Origin of the sequence: Peribacillus sp. NPDC101481 (assembly GCF_044767165.1) — a bacterium.
Classification (GTDB): Bacteria; Bacillota; Bacilli; order Bacillales; family DSM-1321; genus Peribacillus.
In genome coordinates this window covers 12,583-24,575 of the sequence record NZ_JBIWNJ010000003.1, presented here as the reverse complement: position 1 = coordinate 24,575, position 11,993 = coordinate 12,583, and the positions used below count along the sequence as shown (strand labels likewise).

General features: G+C 40.9%; 12 protein-coding genes. 1 reads left to right on the top strand and 11 read right to left on the bottom strand.

Going from position 1 to position 11,993, the window contains the following annotated elements; all coding sequences use genetic code 11:
• Positions 1-73: 73 nt before the first annotated feature.
• Both ACIROD_RS18835 and ACIROD_RS18830 read right to left on the bottom strand, forming a co-directional pair.
• Positions 74-271, bottom strand: coding sequence for a DUF951 domain-containing protein (locus ACIROD_RS18835; protein WP_034316158.1), 198 nt, complete (start codon positions 269-271; stop codon positions 74-76).
• 20 nt (positions 272-291) lie between these two features.
• Positions 292-1,128 carry a mechanosensitive ion channel family protein gene (locus tag ACIROD_RS18830; protein WP_101223972.1) on the bottom strand — a complete coding sequence of 279 codons (837 nt, stop codon included), beginning with the start codon at positions 1,126-1,128 and terminating at the stop codon, positions 292-294.
• A gap of 390 nt (positions 1,129-1,518) precedes the next feature.
• On the opposite strand from ACIROD_RS18830, the gene yyaC reads away from it, so the two are divergent.
• Entirely contained in the window at positions 1,519-2,154 is a 636-nt protein-coding gene (yyaC, locus tag ACIROD_RS18825; RefSeq protein ID WP_402943058.1) for a spore protease YyaC, read from the top strand.
• A 54-nt stretch (positions 2,155-2,208) separates the two neighbouring features.
• Here the strand turns inward: yyaC and ACIROD_RS18820 are convergent, their stop codons facing one another.
• From ACIROD_RS18820 to spoIIIJ, 9 genes are all read right to left on the bottom strand, one after another.
• Positions 2,209-2,910: a DUF554 domain-containing protein gene (locus ACIROD_RS18820; RefSeq protein WP_402943055.1), complete on the bottom strand. Its 702-nt coding sequence runs from the start codon at positions 2,908-2,910 to the stop codon at positions 2,209-2,211.
• 53 nt (positions 2,911-2,963) lie between these two features.
• Complete coding sequence (locus tag ACIROD_RS18815; protein WP_101223975.1) at positions 2,964-3,824, bottom strand: ParB/RepB/Spo0J family partition protein; 861 nt, start codon at positions 3,822-3,824, stop codon at positions 2,964-2,966.
• On the bottom strand, positions 3,817-4,578 hold the full coding sequence (locus ACIROD_RS18810; RefSeq protein ID WP_034316249.1) for a ParA family protein: 762 nt from the start codon (positions 4,576-4,578) through the stop codon (positions 3,817-3,819). Before ACIROD_RS18810 ends, ACIROD_RS18815 begins: the two co-directional genes overlap by 8 nt.
• A 262-nt stretch (positions 4,579-4,840) precedes the next feature.
• On the bottom strand, positions 4,841-5,701 hold the full coding sequence (gene noc, locus ACIROD_RS18805; RefSeq protein ID WP_101223976.1) for a nucleoid occlusion protein: 861 nt from the start codon (positions 5,699-5,701) through the stop codon (positions 4,841-4,843).
• Between the two features lie 378 nt (positions 5,702-6,079).
• Positions 6,080-6,796, bottom strand: a complete 717-nt coding sequence (gene rsmG / locus ACIROD_RS18800; RefSeq protein ID WP_101223977.1) for a 16S rRNA (guanine(527)-N(7))-methyltransferase RsmG — start codon at positions 6,794-6,796, stop codon at positions 6,080-6,082.
• 30 nt (positions 6,797-6,826) lie between these two features.
• Entirely contained in the window at positions 6,827-8,713 is a 1,887-nt protein-coding gene (gene mnmG / locus ACIROD_RS18795) for a tRNA uridine-5-carboxymethylaminomethyl(34) synthesis enzyme MnmG (RefSeq protein WP_402943051.1), read from the bottom strand.
• A 21-nt stretch (positions 8,714-8,734) separates the two neighbouring features.
• The gene (mnmE, locus tag ACIROD_RS18790) at positions 8,735-10,120 is read right to left on the bottom strand and encodes a tRNA uridine-5-carboxymethylaminomethyl(34) synthesis GTPase MnmE (protein ID WP_402943048.1); all 1,386 of its coding nucleotides are present in this window, start codon (positions 10,118-10,120) and stop codon (positions 8,735-8,737) included.
• 332 nt (positions 10,121-10,452) lie between these two features.
• Positions 10,453-11,073: an RNA-binding cell elongation regulator Jag/EloR gene (gene jag / locus ACIROD_RS18785; protein ID WP_101223980.1), complete on the bottom strand. Its 621-nt coding sequence runs from the start codon at positions 11,071-11,073 to the stop codon at positions 10,453-10,455.
• The gene (gene spoIIIJ, locus ACIROD_RS18780; protein ID WP_098185086.1) at positions 11,070-11,858 is read right to left on the bottom strand and encodes a YidC family membrane integrase SpoIIIJ; all 789 of its coding nucleotides are present in this window, start codon (positions 11,856-11,858) and stop codon (positions 11,070-11,072) included. Before spoIIIJ ends, jag begins: the two co-directional genes overlap by 4 nt.
• Positions 11,859-11,993 lie beyond the last annotated feature (135 nt).

Sequence of the window (11,993 nt, the reverse complement as noted above, 5' to 3'; positions counted from 1 at the left end):
AGATTTCGCTTCCTAAAAAGACAAGTAAATCATGAGAAACGCAGGACTACTTTCACTCCAAAAAAAAGCATGATCACTCCTCATGCTTTTGCAGAACTTTTTTCATTTTCTTTGCGAATTCACGTCGGGGCAGCATCACGCTATGACCGCACCCTTCACATTTTATACGGATATCCATACCGAGCCGTATAATTCTCCACTTATTCACTCCACACGGATGTGGTTTCTTCATTTCCACAATATCCTTAAGTGCAAATTCCTTTTCTTCCATAACCATGAGCCCCCTAACTCCTATGACTCGCTGCCATTGTACGTAGATTTAATCCCACTTGAATCAAGCGCAGCACTTATTTCATTTCTTAATATCCTGCTGATTTCGATGTGATGCATCGGCTTCGTTTCCGCTTTAACCCGAAAGACGATTTCTTCAGGACTGATTTTTTCAATTCCCAAAAATTCTGGTGCTTTGACCAGGGCTTCGTATCTGCCTTCCATACTGTTTAAAAGATCAATCAGCACCTTCTCGGCACGCTCGACCGATCCATCATTAGGTATGGTCACATCAACAACAGCCATACTGTTTAAAATCGAATAATTCGTGACCTGGATGATGCTGCCGTTAGGTATGAAGTGCAATTCACCTGCACTGCTTTTGATTTTTGTTGTACGAAGCCCGATTTCAATGACTTCCCCTTCAAAAGTATTGATTTTAATATAATCCCCAACCGAGAAATGATCTTCAAAAATAACGAAAAACCCGGTAATTATATCCTTGACCAAACTTTGTGCGCCAAATCCAATGGCCAAACCGAGAACACCAGCACCAGCGAGTAATGGCATCACATGAAGTCCAAAAATCTCCAGAATCATCAACAAGGCAATGAAATTGATGACATAAGTAATGATATTTTCCAGCAATTTAATGAGTGTCGCTTCCCTGCGCTCCGATACCCGAATTGGACTTCTTAAACGAGCTTTGAAAAATTTATTCAGAATAGTCTTTCCTATTGTAATAATAATACGCGATAACAACAGAACAAGGAAGATTTTAATAATGCCCTCGCCCATCAGCAGCCATATCTTTTCATCCAATATCTCTTTTGTAACACTATCATAAATGCGATCCATATTTTCCTCCTGCTTAATGCAAATAACTGCAAAACTATTATATCTTATATATGATTTTTCCCATATAGACGTATTCCTCTACCCTTCATGCATGGAGATAACCATGAATTAGAGAGATTTTCTCTATTTTATCAATAAATAATGGTTTCTGTACAAAAAAATTATGGGTATATAGGTAAAAGAATTAGAAGTTTTTTCCCAAATATTCAAGTAATTATTTACTAGAAAGTATAAATGAAAGCAATTGGTAGAGGATAACGTCGATTCATATCCCCTTCACCTGTTTGCATGTTCTACAAAAAATTCCCTCATCCATTATGTTAAATACCGTATATTTTCCCCTTTTTATCCGTATACTGTAATACCAAATAAAGTAAAGGAGTTGAGCCGATGAATCTGAATTCTAGTCTATTTAATAATAATAAAAATAGATTGAGTCGCATCCTGCATGAAGATACGGATGCACCCAAACAAATTTCCCAGGAATTGATCAACCTCCTACCTACCGGAAAGCTTCAACCAATCGTCATCGTCTGTATAGGCACAGACCGTTCCACAGGCGATTCACTCGGACCACTTGTCGGCACTCTGCTTAGTGAAAAAGCTGAAAACAGCTCTTCTTCATTCCATGTTTATGGTACTCTGGATGACCCTATACATGCGATGAATTTACAGGAAAAATTAAATGAAATCAAAAAGATGCATACCAATCCATTTATAGTCGGAATCGATGCTTGCTTAGGGAAAATGAAAAGCGTCGGCATAGTCCAAATCGGCCAGGGACCAGTGAAGCCAGGTGCTGGGGTCAATAAAGATCTTCCTTCCGTTGGAAATGCCCATATTACAGGAATCGTGAATGTAAGTGGATTCATGGAGTTCATGGTCTTGCAGAACACTCGTCTTAATCTTGTGCTAAAAATGGCCAAAACCATTGCCGAGGGAATTCATGAAGCACAAAATCATTATCCAATAAAACCTACCATCACTCCTTTCACATGGTCATTCAAGCAAGAAAAAACCCTTTGATCGATTTTTGCTTATGATAAAAAAGAAGGAAGGGGTCATCCCCTTCCTTCTTTTTTATACATAATACATGAAAGTAACCAGAATGGCGGTGATCATTATGCCTGGAAGCAGATTCGCCACCCTTATTTTGGTGATACCGATAATATTCAAACCAATTGCCAAAATCATGACTCCCCCAGTTGCCGTCATTTCCAATATGAAGGAATCCATTAAAGCAGTTGGGACCATCGTATTGATCTGCCTTGAAAAAATCGCCATTAACCCCTCATATAGAATGATCGGAAATGCTGAAAAAAGTACACCTATGCCGAGCGTGCTGGCGAGGACCAATGCTGTAAATCCATCGATGATCGCTTTTGTTATCAAAACGTCATGATCATTCCGGATGCCGCTATCCAGGGCACCAATAATGGCCATCGCCCCAATGCCAAATATGAGTGTAGCCGTTACAAACCCCTGGGATATCGAAGTTCCTTCCTTCGCTTTCATTCTGCGTTCAAGCCAATTGCCTAAAGAATTAAGCCTACCCTCAAGATTCAACCATTCACCAAGGACAGCCCCTCCGACAATACTTAAAATGACAACAAGGAAATTATCGCTTTTAAACCCCATCTGTAAACCTAAGACCATGACAGCCAAACCAATGCCGCTCATGACCGTTTCTTTTATCTTTTCAGGTATATGTTGTAAAAACCTTCCTAAAATCGAACCGATTAAAATGCAGGCACCATTCACCAAGGCCCCTAATAATACCATCTCATCCACCTAATTTTCTGCATAAGTCGTCACGATCTTTTCATAAAGGCAATCTAAGAGGAAAGGTTCTCTTGATCGATCAAGTTCAAAATTCTCTCTAAATCTTCTTTTGAAAAGAATTCTATTTCTATTTTTCCTTTTTTCTTGCTTTGTTTTATCGTTACGCTCGTTCCTAGTCTTTCACGCAGACTTGTCTCCCGTTGCTTTATGAATATATCTTTTTTCTCTTGTTTCTTTGTTTTGGTTTCACGTGAAACGGTATCATTCAATTGATGTATATATTGCTCTAGCTGTCTGACATTCATACCTTCTTTGAGGATTTTATCCACTACCGGCTTAAGCAACTCTTTTTTCTTTAAACCTAGCAATGCCCGTCCATGGCCCATGGAAATTTCCCCATCGGAGATATATCTCCTAATCCCTTCAGGCAAAGAAAGTAATCTAACATGGTTTGCTATATGGGGCCTGCTTTTACCCAGCCGATTGGCCAACTGCTCCTGGGTAAATTCCAATTTTTCAAGAAGTGTTTGGTAAGCGACGGCTTCCTCGATCGGATTCAAATCCTCCCGTTGCAGGTTTTCCAAAATCGCCAGTTCCATCATCTGCTGTTCGCTCAATTTCCTCACAACGACCGGAACTGTCTTTAAACCTGCTTCCTTGGCAGCACGGTAACGCCTTTCCCCAGCCACGATTTCATAGCCCTTAATGCTTTCCCGGGCAATAATCGGCTGTAATATCCCGTGTTCCATGATGGATTGCTTTAATTCCTCTATAGCTTCAAGCCGAAAGCTCTTTCGGGGCTGATAAGGATTTGGCCTTAATTCCCTTACTTTGATTTCGCGCACGATTTCATCTTTACTGATCTCCCCACTGTTGAAAAGTGCGTTAAGTCCTTTGCCAAGTCCTTTAGCCATTTGATACCACTTCCTTTGCCAGTTCTAGATAGACCTCCGCCCCACGTGACTTTGGATCATATATAATTATCGGTTCTCCATGGCTCGGTGCCTCACTCAAACGGACATTGCGGGGAATGATGGTTTGATAGACTTTATCCTGAAAGTATTTTTTTACTTCTTCTATGACCTGGAGACCTAGATTTGTTCTTGCATCCAACATCGTCAAAAGCACACCCTCGATTTTCAAATCATGGTTCAAATGCTTTTGGACGAGGCGGACCGTATTCAACAGCTGACTCAAACCTTCCAATGCATAATATTCACATTGTACCGGAATCAAAACTGCATCAGCAGCCGTTAAGGCATTAAGCGTAAGCAAACCCAATGACGGAGGGCAGTCAATCACAATGTAATCATATTGGCTTTGCACCTCTTCTAATGCCCTTTTTAATCGGACTTCCCTTGAGATGGTTGGAACAAGTTCAATTTCCGCACCTGCAAGTTGAATTGTCGCAGGTATGGCATATAGGTTTTCTACCTTTGTTTCCATGATAACGGTACTGGCCTCGACATCATCAACCAATACATCATAAATACATTGTTCCACATCTGCCTTGTCGATACCTGCACCGCTTGTCGCATTTCCCTGCGGGTCAATATCGACCATTAAGACTTTTTGTCCTATATATGCAAGACAAGCACTTAGACTGACAGAAGTTGTCGTTTTTCCAACACCGCCCTTTTGATTGGCAATGGCGAGAATCTTCCCCACGAATTCACCTGCTTTCAACTATCTTCATCACGCTATATAAATCTATTGATTTGTACCGTAAATCCATTTATTTCTTTCTATTTTATCATGAATGTTACTGGAAGAAATCGTTTTCTGAAATTCCTCTTAAAATTTCAAATACACTTAAAAGCATTAAAAATCCGGGGAAAGTTGAATGTTTTCAAGGAGGAAAATGCCAGTTTTGGAGAGAAATAAAAAAGCTTGGTAATCGAAGACTACCAAGCGGGCTAAGGATAGGGAATCAAGTTTTTTTCTTGGGTATTTTAATCGTGAACTGATAATACTCCTCGAATTCTTCTTCCTCTGCATCCAAATTTATTCCATTGTCTGTAACCATATTGAGTGATTGGCGTATGGTATTCACGGCAATCCTCATGTCTTTACTAAACGCTTTTCGCTTAGGTTTCGGCTTCTGCACAGTACCCGTCAGGAGCTTGACGACCTGCTCTTCGGTCTGCTTGACGTTCAACCCTTTTTCGATGATTTCCACAAGCAGTTTAAGCTGCTTTTCAGGACTCTTTAACGGTATCAACGAGCGGGCATGGCGTTCCGTAATTTGCTTTTGAAGAAGTGCATCCTGAACCTCCTGTGGCAGCTTAAGCAGCCGAAGCTTATTCGCCACGGTAGACTGACCTATTCCCAGTCTTTGTGCCAGAGCTTCTTGGGTTAAACTATGCAGCTCCAATAGTTTTCCGTAAGCCAAAGCTTCTTCAATCGGTGTCAGTTCTTCACGCTGAAGGTTTTCTATCAGCGCGACGGAAGCCGTTTCTGTATCGGTGAAATCCTTGATTATAGCAGGTGCCAATTCCCAGCCAAGCTTTTGCATGGCCCGGAAACGTCGCTCACCTGCAATGATTTCATATTTTCCCTGACCATAAGCCCTTACTACAATTGGTTGAATGATCCCATGAGTATGAATCGTTTGAGCCAATTCAGCAATTTTATCGTCATTAAAAACGGTCCTTGGTTGAAATCGATTAGGCACAATATCAGAAATGGAAATTTTTCTTATCTCTTCATTATTATTGCTAGGTGTCTCCATCTCTAGTTGCTCTTCTTCTTTTTCGCCAAACCCAAAGAACCGCGAAAAAGGATGCTTCATCTTCCTACACCACCTTTTAAAACTCCCAAATAACATATTCTCTATTTAAAGGACAAGTCCTGCATACATTTCCCGACATGGTTATACATATGGCCCTTCACTGTAAAAAACATGTCGACTGGCGCCATCAAGGCAATAATGAGGAATGGAAGGCCGGTTATTATGAATATCGGCCGGCATGCCCTAGACTATTTCCCTGAATCAGCCAGCACAGGGCACACGTTTTAACATGTACCTAAATGTCTTTTTGCTAGCAAATGCAGTATTGAGTGAAAATAATAAGTTCATACATTTATAGTAAAAGAAAATAAGGGCAAGTACCAGCCATATATCTGAATCATCTGCGCTTACTATGAAAACATACTCCTCTTTCAAGGATTATTCAATAGGCTGTTTATTTGGTGTCCCTGGTTTTCTCGGGTACTTTTTAGGAGTCTTCTTCACTTTTTTTACAGTAATGATGTTTCTTTCACTATTTTCCTCTGGCAATGTGAAAGGATGAATTTCTTCGATTTCTCCGCCTAACGTAAAAATGGCCTTCTTCCCAGTGTCCATTTCATCTTGTGCACTAGCCGCTTTCATGGCAATGAAAGTCCCATCCGGTTTAACAAGCGGCAAACATAGTTCACTTAAAACGGACATCCTGGCTACCGCCCTCGCCATGACAATATCATAGGATTCGCGATGCTCCGGTTTTTGGGCGAAGGTTTCAGCCCGGTCATGATAGAAGGAAACTCCCTTTAATTGCAAGGAATCCGCAAGGTGATTCAAAAAAGAAATCCGCTTATTCAAGGAATCCACAATCGAGACGTGGATATCAGGGAAACAAATCTTCAATGGAATACTCGGAAATCCAGCTCCAGCCCCAACATCGCAAATTCGATATGATTTATTAAAGTCAAAATAGAAGGCTGCACTGATTGAATCATAAAAATGCTTCAGATAAACTTCTTCTTTATCAGTGATGGCTGTTAAGTTCATCTTTTCGTTCCATTCCACCAATAATCGATAATAAGTGTCAAACTGATCAAGCTGTTGAGGAGAAAGCTCGATTCCTTTCTCCAGCAGTGCTTGTTGGAACTGTTCAATATTCATGTCTGCTTCAATCCTTTTCGGGTATTTCCATTACTGAGATACTCTGGCGATCTTACCTTGTTCCAAATAAACAAGCAAAATGGAAACATCAGCGGGATTCACACCTGAAATTCTTGAAGCCTGAGCTACTGATAGCGGGTGGACCTGCTTTAATTTTTGACGTGCTTCCGTTGCAAGACCAGAAATTGCATCATAATCGATATTCTCTGGAATCTTTTTATTCTCCATTTTTTTCAGGCGATCGACTTGCTGCAAGGATTTTTCGATATATCCTTCATACTTGATCTGGATTTCGACCTGTTCCGTCACTTCATCACTCAGTTCGACATCACTTGGCGCCAACTTCTGAATGTGGGAATAATCCATTTCAGGCCGTTTCAATAAATCGGAGGCACGGATTCCATCCTTCAACTCACTGCCGCCGCTTGCAGTAATGACTTCTTGAACCTCTTTGGTCGGTTTGATGAAGTTTGTTTTCAGTCGTTCCTTTTCCATTTCAACCGCTTCTTTTTTCATAAGGAAACGATTGTAGCGTTCTTCTTTGATCATCCCGATATTGAATCCAATTTCCGTTAAGCGTAAATCGGCATTATCATGGCGCAATAATAAACGGTATTCTGCACGTGAAGTCAGCAAACGGTATGGTTCATTCGTACCTTTCGTCACAAGGTCATCAATGAGAACACCAATATAGGCATCCGAACGGCTTAAAATCAGTTCTTCTTTACCCATTGCATTCAATCCTGCATTAATACCGGCCATCAACCCTTGTCCTGCTGCTTCCTCGTAGCCGGATGTCCCGTTAATTTGGCCAGCAGTATACAGATTTTTGATTTTCTTCGTTTCAAGTGTGGGCCATAGCTGCGTAGGAACGATAGCATCATATTCAATTGCATATCCAGCACGCATCATTTCCGCCTTTTCAAGTCCTGGAATTGTTTGCAGGATTTTCACTTGTACATCTTCAGGCAGACTGGTGGATAAACCTTGCACATAAACTTCCTTTGTATTACGGCCTTCAGGCTCCAGGAAGATCTGATGCCGTGGTTTATCATTAAAACGAACGACTTTATCTTCTATCGATGGACAATAACGCGGTCCGGTTCCTTTTATCATTCCGGAATACATTGGCGAACGGTGCAGATTTTCATCAATGAGCTGATGTGTCCCCTCATTCGTGTACGTTAACCAGCATGGCAATTGATCCGTTATGAACTTTGTCGTTTCATAAGAAAATGCGCGTGGCACTTCATCGCCAGGCTGAATTTCCGTTTTGCTGTAATCTATGGAAGAGCTATTCACACGTGGCGGCGTTCCTGTTTTAAAACGGACCAAGTCAAATCCTAACTGCTCTAAATGCTCAGAAAGCCTGATGGAAGGCTGCTGGTTATTTGGGCCGCTTGAATATTTCAATTCCCCTAAAATGATTTCACCGCGTAAATATGTTCCCGTCGTGATTACGACTGTTTTCGCACGGTAAACCGCGCCTGTTTTAGTGATGACACCCGTACATACGTCGTTTTCAACAATTAATTCCTCTACCATTCCTTGAATCAATGTCAAATTTTCTTGGTCTTCTATCGTCTTTTTCATTTCTTGTTGATAAAGAAATTTATCTGCCTGCGCCCGCAGCGCACGAACAGCCGGACCTTTTGCCGTATTGAGCATCCTCATTTGAATATGGGTCTTGTCGATATTTTTTCCCATTTCACCGCCTAAAGCGTCAATTTCCCTAACGACTATCCCTTTTGCCGGCCCGCCAACGGAGGGATTGCATGGCATAAAGGCGACCATATCCAAGTTAATGGTGATCATCAACGTTTTAGCTCCTACTCTTGCAGCTGCAAGGCCTGCCTCACTGCCAGCATGACCGGCACCAATAACAATGACATCATAGCTACCTGCTTCGTATTGCATATCCTTTTCCTCCTTTTACACTTATTTTCCTAAACAAAATTGAGAGAACAATTGGTTGATCAAATTATCCTGAACGCTTTCGCCAATGATTTCTCCAAGTAGCTCCCAGGCTTTCGTGAAATCGATTTGAACCAAATCAACCGGCGTACCCATTTCAATAGCATCGATTGCATCTTCAATAGACTGTAATGCCTGTCCAAGCAAAGCTATATGCCTGGCATTGGAAACATACGTCAGGTCTCCCGTTTCTAAAGAACCTTCAAAAAATAAAGAAGCGATGGCTTCTTCCAATTCATCGACTCCTCGATCCTCCAGTAATGAGGTGGAAACAACTTTATGGGATGCCGCCTTTTCCTTAACCTTTGCCATATCGATTTTTTGTGGAAGGTCGGTTTTATTGATGATAACGATAACATCCATACCCTCAACCGCTTGAAACAGTTTCTCATCTTCGGCAGTGAAATCATCCGAATAGTTCAATACAAGCAATATTAAATCAGCCTCTTTTAATACTGCACGAGACCGTTCAACTCCAATTCGTTCAACAATATCTTCCGTTTCGCGAATTCCTGCTGTATCGACAAGTTTAAGCGGTACACCGCGAACATTGACATACTCCTCAATTACGTCACGTGTTGTACCTGGAATATCAGTGACAATCGCTTTATTTTCATGAACTAAGCTGTTAAGCAAAGAAGATTTTCCGACATTAGGGCGCCCTATGATAACGGTCGCAAGCCCATCCCTAAGTATCTTGCCCTGTTGGGCCGTGTGAAGCAGCTTCTCTATTTCATTCTTCACATAACTGCCCTTTTCCAAAAATAAACGATGCGTCATTTCTTCGACATCATCATATTCCGGATAATCTATATTAACCTCGACTTGTGCGAGGGTCTGTAAAATTTCTTGTCGCAGGTTTTGGATTAATTTCGAAAGCCGGCCTTCCATTTGACCTAATGCAACATTCATCGCTTTATCCGTTTTAGAGCGGATTAAATCCATAACGGCCTCAGCTTGCGAAAGATCGATCCTGCCATTCAAAAAAGCCCGTTTCGTGAATTCACCAGGTTCCGCTAAACGAGCACCTTGTGAGAGAATGAGCTGCAATACCCGATTGACCGAAACGATTCCACCGTGACAATTTATTTCAACTACATCTTCCCTTGTAAATGTCTTTGGACCCATCATGACCGAAACCATGACTTCCTCTATGATTTCACCTGTTTTAGGCTGGATAAGATGGCCATAATGAATCGTGTGTGATTTCACATCAAGCAATCCTTTTCCACCTGGCCCTTTAAAGATCCTGTCGGCTATTTCTATGGCCTCATCACCGCTGATCCTAACGATGGCGATTGCCCCTTCCCCTAAGGGAGTAGAGATAGCGGTGATTGTATCGAATTCCATGCTTTCACCTCTTATATATTGATGTTTCTATTTTTTATTCTGATAACAAAATCGTCGAATCCCTAAATTACTACAATACCATAGTATATAGATGAAAAAAAGTAGATACTCCTTCCTCTCGAGAGTTATCCACATGCCATTAATCCATATTCTGTAACATTCATTTTAACTTATCCACATGTGAATAACAAATATCGTCCGCATCCCTTTACGGATCAAGAATATATAGAGAAATATGTCACTTATTGTTGAATTGATACTTTTTAAAAAAATATTCGACACACATTGATAGCAGCCCTAAAAAAAAGAACCCCTGCTTAAAAGCAGAAGGTTCATTTAAGTGGAGTAATGACTAAGTGGCGATATGGTTCCGTCCCACTCGAAGTCGTTTTTATTTTTGGATAATCCAAGAGAGCATTATGGATGACCTTTCGTTCGTAGGATGGCATCGGCTCAAGTGAAACAGCTTTACCTGTTTTCAAGGCTTTATTTGCCATTCTTTCGGCCAATTGGATTAAAGTGTCATTGCGGCGATTTCGATAATCTTCTGCATCTACAGTAATATTCAAAAACTGCTTCGAATATCGATTTGCTACCAGCTGTGCTAAATACTGAAGTGAATTTAGTGTTTGACCCCTTTTTCCAATCAATAAGGCAATTTTATCACCTGATAAATGGAATGTTACGTTCTTCCCTTTACGGGTGACATCAATTTGTGCATTGACTCCCATTTCCACGCTGACATTCTTCAAAAATCCAAGTGTCTCTTCAATGGGATCCGGAGGCAATGTCACATGGACGATTGCCTTCCTTGCACCAAATAAACCAAAAAATCCTTTTTTGCCTTCATCTTCTATTTCAATCTCCACGCGATCCTTAGTGCTGTTCAATTGAGCTAAAGCTAAATTTACTGCTTCTTCGACAGATTGTCCTGTAGCAGTCACTTTTTTCACTTTTTCTTTGCCCCTCCCGCGTTTTCCGCAGCTGCCTTTCTAAGATCCGGACCTTTGATGAAATATGTTTGAACGATACCAAAAATGTTACCAACTACCCAGTAAAGAGAAAGAGCAGCGGGGAAATTAATAGCAAATACAACAATCATGATTGGCATGATGTAAAGCATCATCGTCATTTGTGCCGCCATTTGTGGATTCGAATTCATTCCAGCCATGGACATCTTTTGCTGGATGAAAGTCGTGATACCTGCAACGACCGGTAAAATATAATAAGGATCCGGGGAACCTAAATCAAACCAAAGAAAACTATGTAAAGCAATTTCTTCCGTACGGCTGATTGCATGGTAAAATCCGATCAAAATTGGCATTTGCACCAATATCGGCAAACATCCCGCCAATGGATTCACATTATATTTTGAAAATAGAGCCATTGTTTCTTGCTGTAGTTTTTGTTGTGTGGCAGCATCTTTTGAGCTGTATTTTGCTTGAAGTTCTTTCATTTCAGGCTGAATGGCCTGCATGGCTTTCGAGCTCTTCACCTGTTTAATCATTAATGGAAGTAACGCTAAGCGAATGATTAGTGTAACACCGATGATTCCCAAACCATAGTTCTCGCCAAATGCTTCAGAAAGCCAGATGATCAGGGCTGATAATGGATAGACAATGTATGAATTCCAAAAACCTTCACTATCCGCAGTAATAGGTTCTTTAATTTCCGTACACCCTGCTAACAACATCATTATCGAGGCTAGTCCAATAATGAGTAATATTCGTTTTTTCAACCGTAATTTCCTCCTAACTTCAATCAATCTTTTTTGAAACAATTGTGAACTGTTTGATAGAAGATTTCAAGGAAAAACAATCCACTTTTTCCACAGTTACAATCGGGATTTTCTATGTCATCTTTCTCAAGTAAC